Genomic DNA, 22,679 nt, shown 5'->3' with positions numbered 1-22,679 from the left:
TTCCCCTAGTTCAGGCGAAGTTCACCTGCAGCGCGTTGCTGGTCGGATTGATGCTTCAGCACCACACCCAACGTGGCGGCCACAGTTGCGTCGTCGATAGTGTCTAAGCCCAGTGCCAGCAGCGTGCGGCCCCAGTCGATGGTCTCCGCGATGGAGGGCACTTTTTTTAGCTGCATTCCGCGCAGCACCCCGATGATGCGCACCAGCTCTTCGGCCAGGTGCTCGGGCAGCTCAGGGACCCGCGACAGCAGGATGCGCCGCTCCATGTCGGGGCTGGGAAAATCGATGTGCAAGAACAGGCAACGCCGTTTGAGCGCCTCCGACAGCTCGCGGGTGGCATTGGAGGTCAGCACCACAAACGGCGCACGCGACGCGGTGATGGTGCCCAGTTCGGGCACCGTTACCGCGAAATCGGAAAGCACTTCGAGCAGCAGGCCTTCCATCTCGATGTCGGCTTTGTCGGTCTCATCGACCAGCAGCACGGTCGGCTCGGTGCGCCGGATCGCGGTGAGCAACGGGCGAGTCAGCAGAAACTCCTCGCTGAACACGTCGGCCTTGGTTGCCTCCCAGTCCCCCGAGCCGGCTTGGATGCGCAGGATCTGCTTGGCGTGATTCCACTCGTAGAGCGCGCGCGCCTCGTCGACACCTTCGTAGCACTGCAGACGCACCAGACCCGACCCGGTGGCCTCGGCGACCGCACGGGCCAGCTCGGTCTTGCCGACACCAGCGGGGCCTTCCACCAACAGCGGCTTGCCCAGCCGGTCGGCGAGGAACACCGCCGTCGCGGTGGCCGTGTCGGGCAGATAGCCCGTCTCGGCGAGCCGCCGGGCGACATCGTCGACATCGGCGAACAGCGGGATGGGCCGCGCGGGAACGCTCACTGCAAACCCTCCTAGGAAAGGGGGGGGTCAGGCGGGACGGGTGTGGCCGTCTCCCCAGACAATCCACTTGGTCGAGGTCAATTCGGGCAGTCCCATCGGGCCGCGGGCGTGCAGCTTCTGGGTGGAGATGCCGATCTCGGCGCCGAAACCAAACTGCTCACCGTCGGTGAACGCCGTCGACGCGTTGACCATCACGGCGGCCGCGTCGACTCCTGCGGTGAATCGTTGGGCCGCCAGCAGGTTCGTCGTCACGATGGCCTCCGTATGGCCCGTGCCGTACTCGTTGATGTGGTCGATGGCGGCATCAAGGCCGTCGACCACCGCCACTGCGATATCCATCGAGAGGAACTCTTGGCGCAATTCGGATTCAGTGGGGTTCTGGTGCACCGTTACCCCGGCATCCTGCAGCGCGGCCACCAACCGCGGCAGCGCTCGATCGGCGATCGCCGCGTCGACCAGCAACGTCTCGGCGGCGTTGCACACGCTGGGCCGTCGCGTCTTCGAGTTCAGCAGGACACGCTCGGCGATCTCGAGATCGGCGGCCTCGTGCACATAGACGTGGCAGTTACCGACACCGGTCTCGATGGTGGGCACCTGCGCGTCACGCACCACCGCCTCGATCAGACCCGCTCCCCCGCGCGGAACCACCACATCGACGAGCCCGCGGGCCTGGATCAAGTGGGTAACGGTGGCCCGGTCCGAGCTGTCCAGCAGCTGCACCGCATCGGCGGGCAGGTCCTGGCTGGCCAGGGCCGCACGCAACACGGTGACGAGGGCTTCGTTGGACCGCGCTGCCGACGAGCTGCCGCGCAGCAGCGCGGCGTTACCGGATTTCAGCGTGAGGCCGAACGCGTCGACGGTGACATTGGGCCGGCCCTCGTACACCATGCCGACCACGCCCAGCGGGACACGCTGCTGGCGCAGCTGAAGTCCGTTGGGCAGGGTGTAGCCGCGCAACACCTCACCGACCGGATCGGGCAAGCCGGCGACCTGCCGCAGGCCGGCAGCGATCCCGTGGACGCGCTGCGGGTTGAGGGCTAACCGGTCGAGCATCGCCGCCGGGGTGCTGGCATCGCGCGCGGCATTCAGGTCTTCAGCGTTAGCAGCCAGGATCTTGTCGACGTGGGCCAGTAGCGCCTCCGCCGCAGCGTGCAGCGCCTGGTTTTTCACAGCCGTGGGCAGTGCCGCCAGGGTCCGCGCGGCAACACGGGCCCGAGCCGCGGCCTGGTGCACGTCGTGCCGCAAGTCAGGAAGCGACGGTGCTTGCAGACTCATCAGCCCAGAGTATCGGGGTTGCCGCGGGTCGGTGAGCAGGGCTGGCCTGACGGCTTGCCGGAACAGACTGAAATCCGCGCCCAGTCACGCGCCAGCCGCGCCTCAACGCTGCCGAATAAGAGCGGCAAGGGCGTGCGATACCGCACATTATTTTACTGAGGGAAGCCTTCCCTTTTGTGAGTGAAGGAATGGCAGTGATGAATTTATCAAAGGTAGCCTTGCTTTACTTAGGAGAACCTGACCTCAATAAGTATTACCTTCGTTGCAAACGCCTTTGAGCTGCGGTAACTTGTTTGACATGACCGATCACAACACTCCTCAAACGAAATTTCATATGCTGCTGGAAGAGCAGATTCGCAACGAATTCACGGCCGCACAGCAATATATTGCGATCGCCGTATATTTCGACAACGACGACCTGCCGCAGCTGGCAAAATACTTTTATCGGCAGGCCGATGAGGAACGCGAGCACGCAATGAAGATGGTGCAGTACTTCGTCGACCGTGATTTTCGGGTCGTGATCCCGGGAACCGACGAAGTGCGCAATCAGTTCGACACCCCCCGCGACGCGATCGCGCATGCGCTCGAGTTGGAGCGCACTGTCACCAAGCAAGTTGGCAACCTTACCGCCGCGGCCCGCAGTGAAGGCGACTACCTCGGTGAGCAGCTCATGTGGCGGTTCCTGGAGGAGCAACGCGAAGAAGAGGCGGTGATGACCACACTGTTGCGGGTCGCTGAGCGCGCCGGGGACAACCTCTTTGACCTTGAAGAGTTCGTCGCCCGGGATGTCAACTGATGTGCAGTGTCATCCACGGCCCACACGTTATCGGGGTGCAGTCACTCACCCCGCCTCGCCGGTCGCCCCCGGCGGAGTGCCGAGTGACTGACACCTGGGCGGATCGGCTGCATCGGAATTGACGTGCGGCGATGCCGTAGCGAGCGCGCTAAGCATCGCGGGGTTGCCGAAGTCGGCTTCCCGCGATGCCGCGTAGCTCACCCGCAACGTGCGCACCACCACCGGCGATCGGTTGCGCATCGGATGCGGCGTTTCCTCGGTTGCCCCAAGCGTCACGAAACGATCCCCGACGGGACGATAACGTAGGCAAAGTGACAACGCGGGTATGCGTGGTGGGCAGCGTGAATATGGACTTGGTGCTTGACGTCGACACGCTGCCCCGTCCGGGCGAAACGGTGCTGGCCAAGTCAGCCTGGTCAACGCCGGGCGGCAAGGGCGCCAATCAAGCGGTGGCGGCGGCGCGCGCGGGTGCGCAGGTCCAGTTCGTCGGTGCAGTGGGCGACGACCCGGCCGCTGCGAGGCTGCGGGCACACCTGGCCGAAAACGGAGTCGGCGACGATGGCCTGATCAGCGTGCCCGGTTCGAGCGGTACCGCGGTCGTGTTGGTGGAAGCTACCGGTGAGAACGCGATCATCGTCGCGCCCGGTGCCAATCATCATCTGGAGCTGCACGCACCGCAGCTGCGCGCGATAGTCGCCAACTGCGACGTCCTCTTGGTGCAGTTGGAGATCCGGGTCGCGACGGCCATCGCCGCGGCCCGCGAGGCTCGTTCCGGCGGAGCCACCGTACTCGTCAATGCCTCGCCGACCGGTCACGACCCCAATGAGCTCGCAGAGCTGGCCGCGCTGACCGACGTGCTCGTCGTCAACCAGACCGAAGCCGAGCACTGGCTCTGGCCGGTGGAACATCGCGTGGTTACCCGGGGCGCTGCCGGCGCCACCTACAGCACTGCCGGTAACGACTTCGCCGTTCCAACACCCGCGGTAGAGGCGGTGGACACCTCCGGCGCGGGAGACGTGTTCGCCGGTGTGCTCGCCGCCAATTGGCCGCACCATGCGGGTTCACCAGCCGAACGGATGCGAGCGTTGCGGCGGGCGTGCGCCGCTAGTGCATTGGCGACGCTGGTGCCCGGTGCCGGTGACTGCGCCCCCTACGCGAAGGCTATTGACGAAGCCGAACTGCCGCGGTGAATCGGCGCACCGCATCGACCGGGGGAAGAAGGGGCCGGCCGTGCCCATTGCATATGCGGCGAGCACGGCGCGCCCCTTGCGAACAATCTGCCGTTCAGCCTTCAGGCGGCGGTCGCCGAGTCGCGGTGACCATCGTGAGTGGGTGGTGAAATAACCCTGCTTTACGGATAGTGAGCACCGGTGCGGCTGGCCGCGACCCGGCCGAACAGATCGGTCATTCCGGTGTGGGTGGTGACGACCTCGGTGAGTCGCGGCAGCAGTTGAAGAGCCGCGGCCAGCGGCCGCACCGGGGTGCCGGTGCAATGGGTTTCGGGGCGATCGTGGCGAATCGCCGCCACGACTTTGCGGGCCACCCGCCTGGTCGTCGTCGTGCCCAGTATCGGTTTGGCGCGGAATCCCTCGTCGAGCATCCGCTGGTACATGCCGGCGCCGGTCACCAATCCCGGGCACACAACCGAAAAACCGATCCGGGTGTCGCGGTATTCGGCGCGCAGGGCGTGACTGAGCGCGATCAGGGCCGCTTTGGTCGCCGAGTAGGGCGCTTGGTAGGCGCTGCCCATCTTGGCCAGTCCCGACGACACGAACACGATATGGCCACGTCCGCGCTGAAGCATCCCCGGCAGCACGCGGCGGGTGAGCAGCATGGCGGCCGTCAGGTTCACCTCAACCATGGTGCGGATCTGCTCGGCGGTGGTGTCAGTGAACGCGGCCGGCCGTTCGACTCCGGCGTTGTTGATGAGAATATCGATCGGGCCGAACTCGCGTTCGGCACGCTCGATCAGATCCTCCGCCGCCACCGTCTGGGCCAGATCAGCGGAAATCGCCACAGCCCGTATCTTTTTTGCGTGCAGGTCGCTGACAAGCTCATGCAGGGGGCCGGTTTGGCGGCCGGACACCACTAGGTTGACGCCGCAGCCGGCGAGTTCCAGGCAGATGGCGCGTCCGATGCCGCCCGAGGCTCCGGTGACCAGAGCAGTCGCCGCCGTCAGTTCTTTCATTGGAGCTCCTTGCGAAATCGTTGCGGTCGGATTGCTTGGGCTCGCCGCGTAGCGGCTGGAGCGCGTCACGGCGGCGATCCCGATTGCCCGGGCGTTTTGCAGGGGTGAAATCCGACGCGCACGCAGCCGGACCGCACGACAGCACGCAGTCGGGCCTCGCATCGCCGACGTACCGCGACGGCAGCCCACCGCCGGCGGTGTTCGGGGGGAATCGCTCCGCGCCGGTTGCAGGCCGCGCCGGATCCTGCACGTCTCACCGTGCCAGCACGGCGCTAGTCGGCCCCGGAAACGAACACATCTCGGTTGTCCTGCAGCCACGACTTCAACGACAGCGCCTCAAAACCAAGCATTTGCGGGGTGAGGTGGCGTTCGCCGCCGCGCAAATCGTTGCCGCGCTCCAATAGCGCATTGATGAACGGCACCTCGTGGTGGCATTCGGCGAGGATGTGCTCGGCGGCGTCCTCACGCTTGTAGTAGCGGCGCAAGGCGGGACCGAGCTCACGCAGAAACGCTTCGTCTGTGCCGTCGTATTGGATCGGCACGCCCCACGCCTCGCTCATCAAGTCGGCGATCGCGCTGAACTTGATCATCGTGTCAATGCCGTTTTCCACATGCAGCGTCTCACCGACCTCGGTCAGTGACGGATCCAGCAGCAGCTCAGCGGCGCAACGACCGATGTCGCGGGTGGCGATGAAGTTCATCGGCCGGTCTGCCGCCATGACAAAGGTGCGCTTTTTGCGGATCGGATCGGCCAGGAACTCGGAGAAGTCCTCGAAAAACCACCCGGGAATATTCATGTAGACGACCGGCACGCCGGCTCCGGTCAGTATTTTGCGGGCACGCAGGTGATGCAGAGCGGTTTCGTTGCGATAGTCGGGTCCCCACAACGCCAGCACCTCGGATTCGTCGCGGATTCCCGGCGGATCGCCGATCAGCCGGACGAGCCGCACCAGCGTCCCGACCTCGTTGACCGCATTGGCCACGTTGGTCATTGCGGTCTTCTCGTCGATGAAATCCGGTGTCAGGACAAACGCCGCATGGATGCCCTCGAAGGCCGCCAGCATATCGTCGGCGTTCAGATAGTCGGCGATCATGACGTCGGCGCCCGGGTGCAACTCGGCCAATTCAGCGGCCCTGTCGGGTCTGCTGGACACCACCCGCAGGTGCGCCGCGGGGTGTCGCTCGGCGAGCCATTGAGCGCAGGGACGGCCGATATGTCCGGCGGCGCCGAAAACCAGAAACCAGGGCTCGGGGGGAAGTGACACGATGGATTTCCTCAGTTGATTTCCTCAGTCGTGGCGGGGGATCGCCGAGATGACACGAAGCAGTCTGCCACGTGTGACATGATGTCACAAGCACCGTCACATCCGGGGAGACCGCCGCGGATGAACCTATGGCGGCTGCTCCCGCCGCCGGGAGCGCGCACGGAGAAGGGACCTTTGGAGCGGCCGTGCGTAAGGTTGTGCTGATGGTCGACTGCGCGCCTGGATCCACCGGCACCCTACGCGTGATCGACGGCCGCTCGGAGCGATCTGCATCGGCAGCAGCCGTTTCCGGCGACTTCAGCGCGATCTACATTTCTTCGGCGACGTTGGGTGTGAAGCTGGCGACCACAGCGGGGTGTCCTACACAGCGGTCGAATCGCATCGCTCAATTAGCGGACACAGACGACAAACGTATGAAAACCACGCCGTCCCCGGCAGTTTGAACCCTATCGTCGGCAAGGACCATCCTGCAAAACGACCACCCTGCGAGAAAGGTCACAATGCGCATGGCGACATCGAAAACCCCGCGTCCTCCGGACGGCGACTGGCTGGGAACGCCCTACCTGAGATTCACCCGCGAGGGCCCTTTCGCGGTCGTCACGATCGATCGTCCGCAGGCGCGTAACGCGCTGACACCGGCGATGTATTTCGGAATCCGGTACGCAGTCAGCCGGGTCAACGGCGATGCAGATCTGGCCGGACTGCTCATCACCGGCACCGGCGACGTGTTCGCGCCGGGAGGCGATCTCGGCGGGGGCGGTGATGACGACTGGATGCACTTCGGGTCGGCGCTGTCGATGGATGTGACACCGTTCGACACGCTGCGCACGTCGGCCAAGCCGGTGGTCGCCGCGGTCAACGGCCTGTGTCAGGGCGGTGGGCTACAGATCGCGATGTGCAGTGACGTTGCGGTGGTCAGTGACCGCGCAACCTTTCGGGTTCCCGAGTTGTACCGCGGCATCGCCGACACCTACTACAGCCAGATGCTGGCTCGCATCGTCGGGCCGATCCGCGCCCGTGATCTCATGTTCACCGGCCGGACCCTGTCTGCGGCGGAAGCCGTCGAGTGGGGCGTCGCGGCGCGGATGGTGCCCCACGACCAGCTGATGGACAGCGCGCGGGAAGTCCTCGCGCAATGTTGTCGCACCGCGCCGCAAGCGCGACGGATCGTCAAGGCGAGCCTGGACAATTACCTGGGTTTGTATGACCGGATCGGAATGCAGGCCAGCATCGAAAGCGGTGAGGCCGTCGAGGGCTTCCGCGCATTTGCCGAAAGACGGTCACCGAACTGGGTGCACCCCAAACTTCGCGTCGATGGCCGCTTGTAGCCGCGGTCGGCCATATCGCAACCAGAAGTTTGCCTTACTGAAACGCCCGGATCACCGCGGCACCCAACGGTCAGACGCACACCAGCCACACAGTCTTAGCATTTGGGGACCTCGCGCTCGATCTCATCGAGCCACGTGCGTGCCGACATGTCTGAGGGCGCGCGCCAGTCGCCGCGCGGAGACAATGCGCCACCATGAGAGACTTTGGGGCCGTTGGGCAATGCTGAGCGCTTGAACTGGCTGAACGAATAGAACCGCTGGACAAAGACCTGCAGCCAATGCCGAATTTCTTTGAGCGAGTAGCACGGCCGCTTATCCTCGGGGAACCCGGGCGGCCAGGCGCCGTGCTCAGGGTCACTCCATGCGTGCCACGCCAGAAACGCGATCTTCGACGGCCGGAACCCGTAACGGAGCACCTGAAACAAAGAGAAGTCCTGCAGCGCATAAGGCCCGACTACGGCTTGGCTGCTCTGTAGTTCTTCTTCCTCACCAGTCGGGACGAGTTCGGGCGTGATTTCGGTGTCAAGCACCGACTGCAGGGTCTCGCAGACTTCCCGGTCGAACTGTCCGGATGAAATCACCCACCGAATGAGATGCTGGATCAAGGTTTTAGGCACGCCGGCGTTGACGTCATAGTGCGACATCTGATCGCCCACACCGTATGTCGACCAACCCAGCGCCAGCTCGGACAGGTCCCCGGTGCCGAGCACGATACCTCCCCGCTGGTTGGCCAGCCGGAACAGATAGTCCGTGCGCAGACCGGCCTGGACGTTTTCGAAGGTGACGTCGAAAACCTGCTCACCACGAGCGAATGGGTGGCCGATCTCACTGAGCATCAGCTGCGCGGTCGGCCTGATGTCGAGTTCTTCGAAGGTCGCGCCCAGCGCCCGTGCCAGCCGCACCGCGTTGCCCCTGGTGCGCTCGCCGGTGGCGAATCCGGGTAGTGTGAACGCGAGAATATCGCGGCGCGGACGGTTTTCGCGATCCATTGCGCGGGCGGCGACTATCAGCGCATGGGTTGAGTCCAGCCCCCCGGACACCCCGATGACCACCTTGGGGTAGTTCAGCGCACGCAGCCGCTGCTCAAGCCCGGCGACCTGGATGTTATAGGCTTCGTAGCAGTCCTGTTGCAGTCGTAGCGGATCGGACGGCACAAACGGGAACCGCTCTACCTGCCGCAGCAGCCCGATATCGCCGACGGGCGGATCGAGCCGGAACTCGATCCGCCGAAACGCCTCCACCAGCCCCCGGTGGTGACGCCGGTTGTCGTCGAAAGTACCCATCCGCAGACGTTCCGCACGCAGCAGCTCAGTGTCGACATCAGCGATGCAGCGGCGTTCACCTTTGGGGAAACGCTCGGATTCGGCGAGCAGGACCCCGTTTTCCCAGATCATGGTCTGGCCGTCCCAAGCCAAGTCGGTCGTCGACTCGCCCTCCCCCGCGGCCGCATACACGTAGGCGGCTAGACAGCGCGCCGACGCAGACCGGGCCAGCAGACGGCGATCCTCGGCGCGACCGATCGTGATCGGGCTGCCGGACAGGTTGGCCAGCACCGTGGCACCCGCCAGGGCCGCCTGTGCACTGGGCGGGATGGGCACGAACATGTCCTCGCAGATCTCGACGTGCAACACAAAACCGGGCAGATCTGCGGCGGCGAACAGCAGATCGGGGCCGAACGGCGCCTCGGTGTCGCCCACGCGGATCGTGCCGCGTTGATCGTCGCCGGCCGCAAGCTGGCGGCGCTCGTAGAACTCCCGGTACGTCGGCAGGTAGGACTTGGGGGCCACCCCCAGCAGAGCGCCGCGGTGGATGACGGCGGCCGTGTTGTAGATGCGGTGCCCATACCGCAGCGGCGCCCCGACCACCAGCACAGGCAGCACGGTGGTAGAAGCCGCGATGATCTCGAGCAGAGCGTCTTCAACGGTGTCGAGCAGGGCGTCCTGCAACAAGATGTCGTCGATGGAATAGCCCGACAGTGTCAGCTCCGGGAAGACCACCAGCGCAGCATTATCGTCGTGGCATTCTCGCGCCATCCGCAGAATCGACTCGGCATTGGCCACCGGGTCGCCGATCGCGCTGCGGTGCGTGCACGCGGCCACGCGCACGAACCCCTGGCGATATGCGCTGTAGAAGTCCATCAGGTTCATTCTCGCCTGGCCGGTGTCACCATGAGCGCACGGGTCGCCGGCTTGGTGAACCCTATCGGCATGCTGACACCGAACTGACCCCACACTGCCGACTTCACGGCCCACGCGTGCCCGCGCAAGCCGGCGCGGCGTGTGGGCCGTACCGCCACGCCCGCCGGCGCCGCGTCTAGGCTCGAGCGGGTGGACGCTGCTGAACTCGTTGCCCTGTTGGCGGGCCGCCGTTTTGCGGTGCTCACGGGCGCAGGGATCTCCACCGACTCGGGCATTCCCGACTATCGCGGCCCCGATTCACCGCCGAGCAATCCGGTAACGCTTCGGCAGTTCACGTCGGATCCGTCGTTTCGTCGACGATATTGGGCGCGCAACCACATCGGCTGGCGATACATGGACGAGGCCCGGCCCAACGCCGGGCATCACGCGCTGGCCCAGCTTGAACGCGGCGGAGTGGTGACGGGGGTGATCACCCAGAACGTCGATCGTCTACACACCAAAGCGGGCAGCCGGACCGTGGTCAATCTGCACGGAACCTATGCGCAGGTGGTATGCCTGAGCTGCGGCTCCGGCATGAGCCGAGCGGCGCTGGCCCAAAAGCTCGAGGAGCTCAATCCCGGTTTCGCCGAGCGCATCCGGGCGCTCGGTGACCGGACGCTCGCGCCGGACGCCGATGCCGCCGTCGCCGACACCGGCTCGTTTCGCTACCTCGACTGTCCTTCCTGCGGTGGCATGCTGAAACCCGATATCGTGTACTTCGGCGAGAATGTTCCCAAAAATCGTGTTGAGCAAGCCTATTCATTAGTCGATCACGCTGAAGCACTGCTGGTCGCCGGCTCGTCACTGATGGTGTTCTCCGGCTACCGCTTCGTACGCCACGCCGCAGCACGCGGCATCCCTATCGCGATCGTGAACCGGGGCCGCACCCGCGGCGACAGCCTGGCCGCTGTGAAGATCGACAGTGGCTGCTCGGAAACACTGACGCTCCTGGCCAACGAATTTTCGTCGCCGGACGCCGCCGCAGTGGCGTGCTCGTGATCGTTTCCCGGCGAGCATTCCTCACCGCACGACTGCCACCAAATCATCAGCGTGCACCGCGGGCCGGCGCAGATCGGCGGGCAGCTCCGAGGTCGATCGTCCCAGCATAGTGAGCAGTTCGGCCGCGTCGTAGGCGACCACACCGCGGGCCACCACCGTGGTATCGGGACCGCGGAGTTCGACGACATCGCCACCGTGAAAACGGCCCGAGACCGCGGTAATACCAGCCGGCAATAGCGAACGGCGTTGGCGCACGACGGCATGCACCGCCCCCTCGTCAAGGATCAGCGAGCCGGCACACTCCGCTGCGTAGCGCACCCAGAATCGGCGCGCGGACATCCGGACCGGCCGGGCGGCAAAAACCGTGCCCACCGACGCATCAGCCAGCGCGGTGGCGGCGTCGGCGGCGGCGGCCAACAGCACCGGTACCCCGGCATCGGCCGCCAAAAGCGCCGACGACACCTTGGAGGCCATCCCCCCGGTGCCCAAGTGGCCGCCGCGACCGGCGACCACACCAGCCAAATCGGCGGGCCCGGATACCTCGGCGATGAACCGTGCAGCCCCCTTGCGCGGATCTGAGTCGTAGAGACCGTCGATGTCGGAGAGCAACACCAGGGCGTCAGCACCGACCAAGTGCGCCACCAACGCGGAAAGGCGATCATTGTCGCCGAACCGAATCTCATTGGTGGCCACCGTGTCGTTCTCGTTGACGATCGCCACCGCTTGTAAGGCCCGGAGCCGGTCCAACGTGCGCTGAGCGTTGGTGTGGGACACTCGCATCGAAATGTCATGAGAAGTCAGCAACACCTGCCCCACGGTCCGCCCGTAGCGGGCGAACGCCGCGCTCCACGCGTTCACCAGCGCGACCTGCCCGACGCTCGCCGCTGCCTGTTTGGTTGCCAGATCCGTTGGGCGACGTGATAAACCGAGCGGCTCGATGCCGGCGGCGATGGCTCCCGAAGACACGATCACCACATCGGAACCGGCTTTCATCCGGGCCTCGATCGCGTCCGCGAGCCCGGCCAGTCGGGCGGTGTCGAACACCCCGCTTCGCGTGGTCAGCGCGGAGGTGCCGACCTTGACCACGACCCGGCGCGCGCTGCGGATGGCTTCCCGCGCGACGTGGGTCATCGAGCGCCGCTCCTCGGCATCGCTTCGCTCCGTATCGTCGCCGGCGCGGGTCATGGTCGGTCACCGCGCTCCCGGCGTCGCCGGCGGGCAGCCTTGCGCTCGGCGGCACCCACCCGCGTGGTGCGCTCCAGGCGTGTGTCGGTGCCCCGAGCCGACATCACGACGTCGCCACCCGCAGGGGTCTGCGGTTCCCAATCGAACGTCACATCGGCGATGGTCACCGCGCAACCGGGCTGCGCACCCAGCCGCAACAGCTCATCTTCGACACCCAGGCGCGCCAACCGGTCGGCGAGGTAGCCGACAGCCTCGTCGTTGTCGAAGTCGGTCTGGTCGATCCAGCGCTCGGGCCGTGCACCGCGCACCACGAAACCACCCGGCTGCTGCGGGTCAGGTTCGACGGTGAAGCCGGTGTCATCGACGGGTATCGGCCGGATGACCGGTCGGCGCAGCACCGGCTTCGGCTGGGCTTCACGGTAGGCGGTAACCATGTCCCTCAGTGCAAAAACCAAGGGCTGCAATCCTTCTCGAGTGACCGTTGAAACAGCGAAAACTGGCCACCCGCGTTCAGCGATGCTGTCGCGGACGAAGTCGGCGAGTTCGCGCGCCTCTGGCACGTCGATCTTGTTGAGCACCACCGCCCGGCGCCGCTCAGCAAGATCACCCAGGCCCGCATCCCCGCGCAGGGTGGGCGTATACGCTGCGAGTTCGGCTTCCAGTGCCTCGATGTCGGAGACCGGATCACGGCCTGGCTCGGCGGTGGCACAGTCAACAACGTGCACCAGCACTGCGCACCTCTCGATGTGCCGCAGGAAGTCCAGACCCAGGCCGCGGCCCCGGGATGCGCCGGGGATCAGACCGGGCACATCGGCGACGGTGAAAGTATCCTCCCCCGCTGACACCACTCCGAGATTGGGCACCAGGGTGGTGAACGGATAGTCGGCGATCTTGGGCTTGGCCGCCGAAATCGCAGATACCAGCGAAGATTTCCCGGCCGACGGAAATCCGATCAGGCCGACGTCGGCAACCGTCTTGAGCTCCAGCGTAAGCTCGCGCGCCTGCCCCTTTTCGCCCCGCAGCGCGAACCCCGGTGCCTTGCGGGTGCGTGATGCCAGCGCAGCATTACCGAGCCCGCCGCGGCCACCGGCGGCGGCCTCGAACCGGGTCCCGGCGCCGACCAGGTCGGCGAGCACCCGACCGTCTGCGTCGAGCACCACGGTGCCGTCGGGCACCTTGACCTCCAGGTCGGCGGCGGCAGCGCCGTCGCGGTTGCCGCCCATACCGTGCTTGCCCGACGGCGCGACGACATGCGGGCGAAAGTGGAAATCGAGCAGGGTGTGCACTTGCGGATCGACGACCAACACCACGCTGCCGCCGCGGCCGCCGTTACCACCGTCGGGCCCGCCGAGCGGCTTGTATTTCTCGCGACGGACCGAGGCGCAGCCGTTACCGCCGGAACCTGCCCGCACGTGGATGACCACGCGATCAACAAATTGAGGCATCGGGTCTTCTCACCTTCAACCCGTGAACGGAAATCGACGTTGTGCGCAAGAAACGGGGGCGTCGGCAAAACGTCGATGTCGCTTCGAGCCCGTGTGGAAAAGCTAGGCTCCGCCCGGCCCGACCGGCACGACACTGACGGTTTTGCGGCCACGCCTGACACCGAACTCCACAGCCCCGGCGGCCTTGGCGAACAGAGTGTCATCGCCGCCGCGGCCGACGTTCACGCCGGGATGGAATTTGGTGCCGCGCTGGCGCACCAAGATCTCACCAGCCTTGACGATCTGGCCACCGAAACGCTTGACGCCGAGGCGCTGTGCGGCGGAATCACGGCCGTTGCGTGAGCTGGAAGCGCCCTTTTTGTGTGCCATGTCTCGTCGCCTCCGCTACTTGATACCGGTGACCTTCAGGACCGTCAGCTGCTGGCGGTGTCCCTGACGCTTGTGGTAGCCGGTCTTGTTCTTGAACTTATGAATACGGATCTTGGGGCCCTTGATGTGCTCGAGCACCTCGCCGGTCACCGAGACTTTGGCTAGCGCCTTGGCATCTGTGGTGACGCTGGAGCCGTCTACCACCAGGGCCGCCGGCAGCGACACCGTCGCGCCCGGCTCTACGTCGAGTTTCTCGACCTTGAGCACATCTCCCGCCGCCACCTTGTACTGTTTACCGCCGGTTTTGACGATTGCGTAGGTCGCCATCGCTGGGTCTGCCTTTTCCTTCGTGGTCGTCGTTTCGCGCGCGTGCTACCGGACGGGGCGAGGGTGGATCTGGGGATGTACCGGCCGAGCGGCAACTGCTCTAGGGTACGTGACCAGCAGCTAAGCGGTCAAACCGGCTCAGGCCCGCCCCCTCCTCAGTCGCGGTGGCTCGGTGGGCCTGCGGGCCGGGCCGCGGCGCGGCGTCGGCGCGGCCCGGGCACAACGACCGGGACAGGGTTTTGGGCTGTCACCGTCTCCTCCTCCCCGGCGTCGGCGATGTCCTCGTCAGCCGGGTCCTCATCGGCATCGTCGTCGACGTCAAGGTCGTCGTCCAATTCGAGGTCGTCATCGAGGTCCTCGTCGTCAAGCTCGACCTCATCGTCCTCATCGCTGTCCTCGAAATCCTCGTCGTCGGTGTCGTCCAGGTCTTCTTCGGCGACCTCCCGCACAACCTCCCGCTCAGTCCGCACGTCCACAGCCTGGCCGCCCGCGGACGCCACGATCTCTTCGCCGAGCTCCTCCTCGGCCTGGTCGGGTTCGCCGTCGCGGCGGCCATTGGCTGCGGCCATCGCTTTAAAGAGCGGATGTTCACCCGGAGTGTGCGCGGGCACCTTCGCCACCACCGGCTCGTCCGGGCGGGCCCGCTTCGACCGCCGGCTGCGCCGGCCGGAGTCGCCCTTGCGCCCAGCCACCTGCGCTGAGTCGACCGGGTCGGCGTGCAACACGATCCCGCGCCCGCCGCAGTGCGGGCAGGGTGTGGAGAACGCCTCGATCAGCCCGGTTCCCAGCCGCTTGCGGGTCAGCTGGACCAGACCCAGCGACGTGACCTCGGAAACCTGGTGGCGGGTGCGGTCACGGGCCAGCGCCTCGGTTAACCGGCGCAGCACCAAGTCGCGGTTGGATTCCAGCACCATGTCGATGAAGTCGATGACCACAATGCCGCCGATATCGCGCAACCGCAGCTGCCGCACGATTTCTTCGGCGGCCTCAAGGTTGTTCTTAGTGACCGTTTGCTCCAGGTTGCCGCCCGAGCCGGTGAACTTACCGGTGTTGACGTCGATCACTGTCATCGCCTCAGTCCGGTCGATGACCAGCGTGCCGCCCGAGGGCAACCACACCTTGCGTTCCATCGCCTTGGCGAGCTGCTCGTCGATGCGATGAACCGCGAAAACGTCCGGCCCGCCCTCCGTGGCAGGTTGGTATTTGGTGAGTTTCGAAACCAGATCGGGGGCAACCGAATTCACATACTCGTTGATGGTGCGCCAGGCCTCGTCACCGGAGACGATGAGCTCGGCGAAGTCCTCGTTGAACAGGTCGCGAATGACCCTGACCAGCACGTCAGGCTCTTCGTAGAGCGCCACCGCAGCGCCCGCGGCTTTCTCTTTGGCCTCGGCGGCCTGGGCCTGGATCTGGTTCCAGCGCTCCTGCAGCCGTGTGATGTCGGCGCGAATGTCCTCTTCTTTGACACCCTCGGACGCGGTGCGGATGATCACTCCGGCATCGTCCGGCACCACCTCTCGCAGAATCTCCTTGAGCCGCTGACGTTCGGTGTCGGGGAGTTTGCGGCTGATCCCGGTCGACGACGCGCCCGGCACATACACCAGGTAACGGCCAGCCAACGACACTTGAGTGGTAAGCCGGGCACCCTTGTGCCCGACCGGGTCTTTGCTGACCTGCACCATCACGTAGTCGCCCGGTTTGAGTGCCTGTTCGATCTTGCGGTTGTCGCCACCCAATCCGGCGGCTTCCCAATTCACTTCACCGGCGTAGAGGACGCCGTTGCGGCCACGACCGATGTCGACGAATGCCGCCTCCATCGAAGGCAGCACATTCTGCACGATTCCCAAATAGATGTTGCCCACCAGGGAAGCAGAGGCTGCCGACGTCACAAAATGCTCGACGACGATACCGTCTTCCAGCACCGCGATCTGGGTGTACCGCTCTCCCTGGTGCGGCGGCTCGGTGCGGACTTTGTCGCGCACCACCATCACCCGTTCCACAGCCTCCCTGCGGGCCAGGAATTCGGCTTCGCTCAACACCGGAGGCCGCCGCCGGCTGGCGTCGCGGCCGTCGCGACGGCGCTGTCGTTTGGCCTCCAGCCGGGTCGAGCCGTCGATGCCCTGGATCTCGACGCCGTCTGCGCCGTTATCCTGCACGTCCGGCTTGTCGGCTGTGCGCGGTACCCGCTCGTGCACCACTGTGTTGGGTGGATCGTCGGGCAGCGGACCGGATGGGCCAGCGTCGTTGTCGTCACCGGAACCGGATTTACGGCGGCGACGCCGACGGCGGCGCCGAGTGCTCACCTCCGGCGCACCGTTGTCATCCTCATCGATCTCATCGGACTCACCACTGTCGGCGTCCTCAGATCCACTCGCCTCGGCATCCCGCGGGTAGGCGTCTTCCTCGCCGATGTCCTCGTCGCCGTCCCGGCTCCGCTCATCGGATCCGCCTTGCTCGCCGCGCCCACGACCACGCCCGCGACGGCCGCGCCGCCGCCGGCGGCTAGCCGGCCGCTGCGCCTGTTCTTCTTCGCCGATTTCGATGTCGTCACTGTCGTCGAAGTCATCGGGCTCGTCGGCCTCGATCGGTTTCGGTGCGACGAACAAAGGCATGTACTCGGGCCGCGGACCCGTGTTCTCCGGCACCGGCCGCGATTCGGGTGCACCGGTCTCGCTGACCTCGTCAGGCCTGGCATCACCGGGAAGATCTGCGCGTTCGGCCACATCGCCAGTGCTGACGAGCAAATCGCGCACCCGGGCCGCTTCGGCGCGATCCAGGCTGGAATGCGCGCTTCGCATCCGCCCGCCGAGCTTGGTCAGCGCGTCGAGCACCCGCTGGCTGGTGGTTCCCAGCTCCCGTGCCAGCGAATGGACCCTCAGGCGATCCGGCAGGTCCTCCTGCTGAGTAGGCTCTTTGGATAGGTCTGAAGATTGAACACCGTCTACCACGTAATCTCCTCAAGCCCTCGGGCGCGTCATGTCGACGCGGCCACGCGAGGGCTTCGCTATGTGTCCGGGTTGTTGCGCCCGGGCTTGTGATCGTCTCGCTCCGAGTAGCTCGGGTAAAAGCCGCCCCCGGCGCCCGTTGAATGATGGCCGGACAGTCCGCGCCGCATCGCAAATCGCGACCGTCGCGCTTGTCTGAGTCTTCATTCGGGTGTCGGACACCAGTCCGGCGACGTTCACCCTCCGCCATTATCCCATATGTGCCCGGCCGGCCTGTGCCTAATGCCCGGCTCTTCGCTGCCGCTGCGCGCGGCTGGGGCTTCACCCCGGCCGTTCCCGGCCCACACCGGCACCGGGGTTACCGGATTGTCAGGTGCGCCAGGCGCGGCTGTCGACGCTGGTCATCACCCCGGGAGCCCGCACCAACGCGCTCGGAGCACCTCTGACGTCCGAAACGCCGCGTCGAACCTCGGCCACTCGGCTAACGACCGGGGAACCAGAGCGCGATCTCACGTTGCGCCGAATCGGTCGAATCCGAGCCGTGCACCAGGTTGAACTGGGTTTCCAAGCCTAAATCGCCTCGGATCGTGCCGGGGGCAGCTTGCTCCACCGGATCGGTCGCGCCGGCGAGCTGGCGAACGGCCGCCACAGCGCGAGGGCCTTCCACGATTGCCGCGATCACCGGTCCGGACGTGATGAACTTCAGTAACGAGTCGAAAAAGACCTTGCCTTCGTGCTCGGCATAATGCTGGCGGGCCAGCTGCTCGTCGATGTGCCGCAGTTCCAGCGCCGTGATGATCAGACCTTTTCGCTCGATACGGCCGACGATCTCACCAACCAGTCGCCGCTGGACGGCGTCCGGCTTGATCAACAGCAAGGTCCGCTCGGTCACGGCGCACAGCGTAACCGAACCGGCCGCTCCCGGCCCGGCGCTGATCAGTCCGGGGGCCGCTGCCCGGGCAGCAGTCCGCGCCGCTGGCGTCGCCGGACTTCCGCACGGAAATAGGCGATCAGAACCCAAACCACGGTGAAGAGCACCCCGACGAAAGCCACACCCGGATAGATCGCCAACCCAGCGAGTAATGGCACCTGCGCCCCGAGGTTCACCCAAATTGCCCAGCTTCTGCGCTGCAGCACGGCCAGCACGATCAATAGCACCGCGAACCCGAGCAGATACCCCAAAGCAGCCGGGGTCAGTCCGCCGCCGACCGCGCTGACCACCGGTATTGCCAGCAGGACCACAATCGCTTCCAGGACCAGGGTGGCTGCCATCACCGCGCGGAAACTGCGCCAGGGGTCGGCCGGCGGCCCGGGCGGCGGGGTCATTCCGGATCACGACCGAACAAGCTGCGCGCGGCTCCTGCGGTGACCATCGAGCCCGTGATCACGATCCCCATCCCGGAAAATGTCTCCCCTCCGGCGGCAGCCTCCTCGAGCAACCCCGTCGCGACATCGATCGCCTCGCGCAGGTTGCCGGCGGTGAGCACGCGGTCAGGCCCGAACCGTTCCTCGGCCGCCAACGCCAGGGTGCTGACGTCTAACGCCCGCGGCGATCCGTTGTGCGTGACCACGACCCTGTCGAACACCGGCTCGAGGGCGGCGAGGATGCCGCCCACATCCTTATCGGCCAGCACACTGATCACTCCGACCAGGAGGCGGAACTCGAACTCGTCAGACAACGCTTGCGCCAGCGCGCCCGCACCGGCCGGGTTGTGCGCAGCGTCGATAAACACCGTCGGCGAACTGCGCATACGCTCCAGCCGGCCCGGGCTGGTGACCGCGGCGAACCCGGCGCACACGGCAGCGGGGTCGAGCTGACGCTCCGCGCCCGCGCCGAAGAAGGCCTCCACCGCCGCCAGCGCCACGGCTGCGTTATGCGCCTGGTGTTCACCGTGCAGCGGTAGATAGATGTCGGGGTAAACCCCACCCAGACCCCGCAGCGTCAGCAGCTGACCGCCGACGGCGACATGCCGGTTCAGGATGGCAAAGTCCACATCCTCGCGGGCAACCGCGGCGTCGGCGCGCCGGGATTGCTCCACCAGCACCTCCAGCGCCTGCGGCGGCTGACGCGAGATCACCGCTACGGTGTTCACCGAAGCGCTGTCGGCCTGGGTAATGATGCCGGCTTTCTCTGCGGCGATGGCCGCGATGTCGTCGCCCAGGTATTCGACGTGGTCGACGCTAATCGGGGTGATGACCGCCACCGGCGCGTTGATCACGTTGGTAGCGTCCCATCGCCCCCCGAGACCCACCTCCACGACGGCGACGTCGACCGGCGCATCCGCGAATGCGGCAAATGCCATCGCGGTGAGGACCTCGAACTTGCTCATCACGGGCCCACCGGCGGACCGGGATTGCTCGTCGACCATCTGCACGTAGGGCTCAATCTCCCGATAGACCTCGACATAGCGCCCGGGGCTGATCGGCCTGCCGTCGATCGCGATGCGTTCGACCGCCGACTGCAGGTGCGGGCTGGTAGTGCGGCCGGTACGCCGGTGCAGCGCGGTCAGCAGCGCATCCACCATCCGCGCCACCGAGGTCTTGCCGTTAGTGCCCGCGATATGAATCGAGGGATAGCTGCGTTGCGGTGACCCCAGCAGGTCCATCAAGGCGCTGATGCGGCTAAGACTCGGGTCGATGCGGGTTTCCGGCCATCGCTTATCCAGCAAGTACTCAACCTGCAGCAGCGACGCGATCTCATCGGCTGTGGGAGTGGCCGGGGTCGGCTCCGGCTCAGAGGTCATTGCAATCCAGCCAACCTGGTTGTTATCCGGTCGGTTTCTTGTTGGGCGAGGCGATGGCGGTCGCGGATTTTGTCGACGACGGACGCCGGTGCCTTGGCGAGGAAGTCTGCATTCGCCAACTTTGCTGCAGTAGAAGCTAATTCCTTTTGGACGTTCGCAAGGTCCTTCTCCAGGCGACGGCGTTCGGCGGCGACATCGATCGTGCCCGACGTGTCCAGTTCGACGACGACGGCGTTCTTAAGATCAGAGCCCAGTCGAACTTCCAGTGACACCGACGGACTGAACTTCGGTCCTGGCGGTGTGAGCCACGCAAGCGAGGTGACGGCGCCGGCCAGTTCACTCAGACCGGCGTCGTCGATACCGGACAGTCGGGCGGGCACTTTCTGGCGGTCGTTGATTCCCTGATCGCTTCGGAACCTCCTGACCTCGGTCACCAGTTTCTGCAAGTCTGTGATCCGTTGTGCCGCGACAGGATCCACAGAAATCCCTGACGGCCCCGGCCAATCTGCGATCACGAGTGACTCTGGTTGAGCTGGCTGTCCGGCTTGGTCCCCGCCCGATCCAGCCGACGGCTGCACGAGCACTTTCCACAACGCTTCGGTGATGAATGGGATCACCGGATGCAGCAGCCGCAACAGCGTGTCCAGGACTGCGGCCAGTACGGTGGTGGTGTGCGTCTGGCCGGCGCCAAGCTGTACTTTGGCCAGTTCCACGTACCAGTCACAGAATTCGTCCCACGTGAAGTGGTAGAGAGCCTCGCAGGCTCTGCTGAACTCGTAGTTATCGAGCGCCGAATCAACTTCAGCACGAACCTCTTCCAGGCGACCCAGGATCCATCGGTCGGCGTCCGTTAACGTAACGATATCCGGCAGCGGCGCTAGTCGAGCGCCGTTGAGCAGTGCGAACCGGGTGGCGTTGAACAGCTTGGTATTGAAGTTGCGTGACGCTCTGACGTGGTCCTCACCGATACTCAGGTCTCCGCCAGGGCTGGCACCGCGGGCAAGCGTGAACCGCAGCGCGTCGGCGCCGAATTTCTCTACCCAGTCCAGCGGATCGACGCCATTGCCGGCGGACTTGCTCATCTTGCGGCCGAACTCGTCGCGGATGAGCCCGTGCAGGAACACGTCCGTGAACGGCACCTGCGGCCCCCGGCGCCCCCCCAGGGTGATGGTATCGTCGCCGCCGACGAAAGTGCCGAACATCATCATCCGTGCGACCCAGAAGAACAAGATGTCGTAGCCGGTAACAAGAACACTTGTCGGGTAAAACTTTTCCAGCTCAGGCGTCCGCTCCGGCCAGCCAAGCGTCGAGAACGGCCACAACGCCGAGGAAAACCAGGTATCAAGCACATCGGGGTCTTGCTCCCACCCTTCAGGAGGGGTTTCATCGGGGCCGACGCATACCTGTTCCCCGTTGGGACCATGCCAGATCGGAATACGATGACCCCACCACAGCTGGCGCGATATGCACCAGTCATGCATATTGTCGACCCAGCCAAACCAGCGTGGCTCAAGACTCTTCGGATGAATCGTGGTGTCGCCATTGCGAACAGCGTCCCCAGCCGCCTTGGCCAGGGGATCCACTTTGACCCACCACTGCATCGACAACCGCGGTTCGATGACTTCCCCGCTGCGCTCGGAGTGGCCCACGCTGTGCACGTACGGACGCTTTTCCTCCACGATGCGGCCCTGTTCGGCCAATGCCTCACGGACCTTGACACGCGCCTCGAAACGGTCCATGCCGTCGAATTCGGTTCCCGTGTTGACGATGACGGCCTTGGTATCCATGATGTTCGGCATCGGCAGGTTGTGCCGCAACCCTATCTCGAAGTCATTCGGGTCGTGAGCGGGAGTGACTTTCACTGCGCCTGTCCCGAATTCAGGGTCGACATGGTCGTCGGCGACGATGATTAACTCGCGATCGATGAACGGATGCGGCAGCCTCGTCCCAACCAGATGCTTGTATCGGTCGTCCTCGGGGTGAACGGCGATCGCCGTATCGCCGAGCATCGTTTCAACGCGTGTGGTGGCCACCACGATATGCGGCTCGTCGTCGTTGAGCGACCCGTAACGGAACGACACCAGCTCGCCTTCGACGTCTTCGTAGCGCACCTCAAGGTCAGAAATCGCGGTCTGCAGCACCGGCGACCAGTTGACCAGCCGTTCAGCCTGATAGATCAGCCCGGCGTCGTAGAGCCGCTTAAAGATCGTCCTGACAGCCCTCGACAGGCCCTCATCCATGGTGAACCGGTCGCGGCTCCAGTCCACGCCGGCGCCGAGCCGACGCATCTGCTCACCGATGGCGCCACCCGAGTCACGTTTCCATTGCCAGACGATTTCAATGAACCGCTCACGGCCTAAATCCTCTTTGGTCTTGCCCTCGGCGGCGAGCTGTTTTTCCACCACGCTTTGGGTGGCGATACCGGCGTGGTCCATACCCGGAAGCCACAGCACCTCGTAGCCCTGCATCCGCTTGCGCCGTGTCAGTGCATCCATCAACGTGTGGTCCAGCGCATGGCCCATGTGCAGATTACCGGTCACATTCGGTGGTGGCAGCACGATCGAATAGCCGGGTTTGGTGCTGGTGGGGTCGGCGGTGAAGTAACCGGCGTCCACCCAACCCTGGTAAATCGTGCTCTCAACTGCGCCCGGATCCCACGACTTGGGCAGCGTATCGACGGCGCGGCTCGGGCTGACAGTCATCACTCGATTCTAAAAACCGCGCTCAGTCGTTGCGAAAGCGCCCGAATTCACGC

The 22,679-nt window shown here is 65.3% G+C and carries 19 protein-coding genes; 4 read left to right on the top strand and 15 right to left on the bottom strand.

Translation table 11 applies throughout. From position 1 onward, the window contains the following. Positions 1-5: 5 nt before the first annotated feature. Positions 6-881: an AAA family ATPase gene (locus G6N08_RS13285; protein WP_163757992.1), complete on the bottom strand. Its 876-nt coding sequence runs from the start codon at positions 879-881 to the stop codon at positions 6-8. Between the two features lie 27 nt (positions 882-908). Next, positions 909-2,156, bottom strand: coding sequence for a glutamate-5-semialdehyde dehydrogenase (locus G6N08_RS13280; RefSeq protein ID WP_163757990.1), 1,248 nt, complete (start codon positions 2,154-2,156; stop codon positions 909-911). Between the two features lie 298 nt (positions 2,157-2,454). On the opposite strand from G6N08_RS13280, the gene G6N08_RS13275 reads away from it, so the two are divergent. Then, the gene (locus G6N08_RS13275; RefSeq protein WP_163757988.1) at positions 2,455-2,952 is read left to right on the top strand and encodes a ferritin; all 498 of its coding nucleotides are present in this window, start codon (positions 2,455-2,457) and stop codon (positions 2,950-2,952) included. Positions 2,953-2,997: 45 nt separating this feature from the next. Here the strand turns inward: G6N08_RS13275 and G6N08_RS13270 are convergent, their stop codons facing one another. Next, positions 2,998-3,228 carry a hypothetical protein gene (locus G6N08_RS13270; RefSeq protein WP_163756969.1) on the bottom strand — a complete coding sequence of 77 codons (231 nt, stop codon included), beginning with the start codon at positions 3,226-3,228 and terminating at the stop codon, positions 2,998-3,000. Between the two features lie 35 nt (positions 3,229-3,263). Between G6N08_RS13270 and G6N08_RS13265 the strand changes: the two genes are divergently transcribed. Next, on the top strand, positions 3,264-4,142 hold the full coding sequence (locus G6N08_RS13265; protein ID WP_281352751.1) for a PfkB family carbohydrate kinase: 879 nt from the start codon (positions 3,264-3,266) through the stop codon (positions 4,140-4,142). Between the two features lie 161 nt (positions 4,143-4,303). On the opposite strand, the gene G6N08_RS13260 is transcribed toward G6N08_RS13265, so the two are convergent. Both G6N08_RS13260 and G6N08_RS13255 read right to left on the bottom strand, forming a co-directional pair. Beyond that, positions 4,304-5,140, bottom strand: a complete 837-nt coding sequence (locus tag G6N08_RS13260) for an SDR family NAD(P)-dependent oxidoreductase (RefSeq protein ID WP_163757984.1) — start codon at positions 5,138-5,140, stop codon at positions 4,304-4,306. Positions 5,141-5,412: 272 nt separating this feature from the next. Further along, the gene (locus tag G6N08_RS13255) at positions 5,413-6,405 is read right to left on the bottom strand and encodes an SDR family oxidoreductase (RefSeq protein ID WP_163757982.1); all 993 of its coding nucleotides are present in this window, start codon (positions 6,403-6,405) and stop codon (positions 5,413-5,415) included. Positions 6,406-6,911: 506 nt separating this feature from the next. Here G6N08_RS13255 and G6N08_RS13250 point away from each other — a divergent pair. After that, positions 6,912-7,733 (top strand): enoyl-CoA hydratase/isomerase family protein, encoded by an 822-nt coding sequence (locus G6N08_RS13250; RefSeq protein WP_163757981.1) that lies wholly within the window; start codon positions 6,912-6,914, stop codon positions 7,731-7,733. Positions 7,734-7,828: 95 nt separating this feature from the next. Here the strand turns inward: G6N08_RS13250 and G6N08_RS13245 are convergent, their stop codons facing one another. Continuing rightward, positions 7,829-9,871, bottom strand: a complete 2,043-nt coding sequence (locus tag G6N08_RS13245) for an NAD(+) synthase (protein WP_163757979.1) — start codon at positions 9,869-9,871, stop codon at positions 7,829-7,831. 189 nt (positions 9,872-10,060) lie between these two features. Between G6N08_RS13245 and G6N08_RS13240 the strand changes: the two genes are divergently transcribed. Beyond that, a complete protein-coding gene (locus G6N08_RS13240) occupies positions 10,061-10,909 on the top strand; it encodes an NAD-dependent protein deacetylase (RefSeq protein ID WP_163757977.1) in 849 nt (282 codons plus the stop codon). 21 nt (positions 10,910-10,930) lie between these two features. Here the strand turns inward: G6N08_RS13240 and proB are convergent, their stop codons facing one another. From proB to G6N08_RS13195, 9 genes are all read right to left on the bottom strand, one after another. Beyond that, positions 10,931-12,040 (bottom strand): glutamate 5-kinase, encoded by a 1,110-nt coding sequence (proB, locus tag G6N08_RS13235; protein ID WP_163760576.1) that lies wholly within the window; start codon positions 12,038-12,040, stop codon positions 10,931-10,933. A gap of 50 nt (positions 12,041-12,090) precedes the next feature. Then, complete coding sequence (gene obgE, locus G6N08_RS13230) at positions 12,091-13,539, bottom strand: GTPase ObgE (protein ID WP_163757975.1); 1,449 nt, start codon at positions 13,537-13,539, stop codon at positions 12,091-12,093. A 102-nt stretch (positions 13,540-13,641) separates the two neighbouring features. Then, positions 13,642-13,908 carry a 50S ribosomal protein L27 gene (gene rpmA, locus G6N08_RS13225; protein ID WP_163757973.1) on the bottom strand — a complete coding sequence of 89 codons (267 nt, stop codon included), beginning with the start codon at positions 13,906-13,908 and terminating at the stop codon, positions 13,642-13,644. 15 nt (positions 13,909-13,923) lie between these two features. Further along, positions 13,924-14,235: a 50S ribosomal protein L21 gene (rplU, locus tag G6N08_RS13220; protein WP_163757970.1), complete on the bottom strand. Its 312-nt coding sequence runs from the start codon at positions 14,233-14,235 to the stop codon at positions 13,924-13,926. Positions 14,236-14,390: 155 nt separating this feature from the next. Then, positions 14,391-17,183: a ribonuclease E gene (gene rne / locus G6N08_RS13215; RefSeq protein ID WP_163757968.1), complete on the bottom strand. Its 2,793-nt coding sequence runs from the start codon at positions 17,181-17,183 to the stop codon at positions 14,391-14,393. Between the two features lie 478 nt (positions 17,184-17,661). Beyond that, on the bottom strand, positions 17,662-18,072 hold the full coding sequence (ndk, locus tag G6N08_RS13210) for a nucleoside-diphosphate kinase (protein WP_163757966.1): 411 nt from the start codon (positions 18,070-18,072) through the stop codon (positions 17,662-17,664). 44 nt (positions 18,073-18,116) lie between these two features. Beyond that, positions 18,117-18,506, bottom strand: a complete 390-nt coding sequence (locus G6N08_RS13205) for a DUF4233 domain-containing protein (protein WP_163757965.1) — start codon at positions 18,504-18,506, stop codon at positions 18,117-18,119. Continuing rightward, positions 18,503-19,924 (bottom strand): bifunctional tetrahydrofolate synthase/dihydrofolate synthase, encoded by a 1,422-nt coding sequence (gene folC / locus G6N08_RS13200; protein WP_163757962.1) that lies wholly within the window; start codon positions 19,922-19,924, stop codon positions 18,503-18,505. Before folC ends, G6N08_RS13205 begins: the two co-directional genes overlap by 4 nt. Further along, positions 19,921-22,626 carry a valine--tRNA ligase gene (locus G6N08_RS13195; RefSeq protein WP_163757960.1) on the bottom strand — a complete coding sequence of 902 codons (2,706 nt, stop codon included), beginning with the start codon at positions 22,624-22,626 and terminating at the stop codon, positions 19,921-19,923. Before G6N08_RS13195 ends, folC begins: the two co-directional genes overlap by 4 nt. Between the last annotated feature and the right edge of the window lie 53 nt (positions 22,627-22,679).

The organism is Mycobacterium botniense (assembly GCF_010723305.1).
In the GTDB taxonomy this organism is placed as follows: domain Bacteria; phylum Actinomycetota; class Actinomycetes; order Mycobacteriales; family Mycobacteriaceae; genus Mycobacterium; species Mycobacterium botniense.
Note: the sequence above shows the minus strand (reverse complement) of the source record. Positions and strands in the feature narration are given on the sequence as shown.

Excerpts from the sequence above, each read along its gene's own strand:
- G6N08_RS13195 (WP_163757960.1), bottom strand. The coding sequence starts at position 22,626 with ATGACTGTCAGCCCGAGCCGCGCCGTCGATACGCTGCCCAAGTCGTGG.
- rpmA (WP_163757973.1), bottom strand. The coding sequence starts at position 13,908 with ATGGCACACAAAAAGGGCGCTTCCAGCTCACGCAACGGCCGTGATTCC.
- G6N08_RS13245 (WP_163757979.1), bottom strand. The coding sequence starts at position 9,871 with ATGGACTTCTACAGCGCATATCGCCAGGGGTTCGTGCGCGTGGCCGCG.
- G6N08_RS13205 (WP_163757965.1), bottom strand. The coding sequence starts at position 18,506 with ATGACCCCGCCGCCCGGGCCGCCGGCCGACCCCTGGCGCAGTTTCCGC.
- rplU (WP_163757970.1), bottom strand. The coding sequence starts at position 14,235 with ATGGCGACCTACGCAATCGTCAAAACCGGCGGTAAACAGTACAAGGTG.
- G6N08_RS13280 (WP_163757990.1), bottom strand. The coding sequence starts at position 2,156 with ATGAGTCTGCAAGCACCGTCGCTTCCTGACTTGCGGCACGACGTGCAC.
- obgE (WP_163757975.1), bottom strand. The coding sequence starts at position 13,539 with ATGCCTCAATTTGTTGATCGCGTGGTCATCCACGTGCGGGCAGGTTCC.
- G6N08_RS13275 (WP_163757988.1), top strand. The coding sequence starts at position 2,455 with ATGACCGATCACAACACTCCTCAAACGAAATTTCATATGCTGCTGGAA.
- G6N08_RS13260 (WP_163757984.1), bottom strand. The coding sequence starts at position 5,140 with ATGAAAGAACTGACGGCGGCGACTGCTCTGGTCACCGGAGCCTCGGGC.
- G6N08_RS13250 (WP_163757981.1), top strand. The coding sequence starts at position 6,912 with ATGGCGACATCGAAAACCCCGCGTCCTCCGGACGGCGACTGGCTGGGA.
- proB (WP_163760576.1), bottom strand. The coding sequence starts at position 12,040 with ATGACCCACGTCGCGCGGGAAGCCATCCGCAGCGCGCGCCGGGTCGTG.
- folC (WP_163757962.1), bottom strand. The coding sequence starts at position 19,924 with ATGACCTCTGAGCCGGAGCCGACCCCGGCCACTCCCACAGCCGATGAG.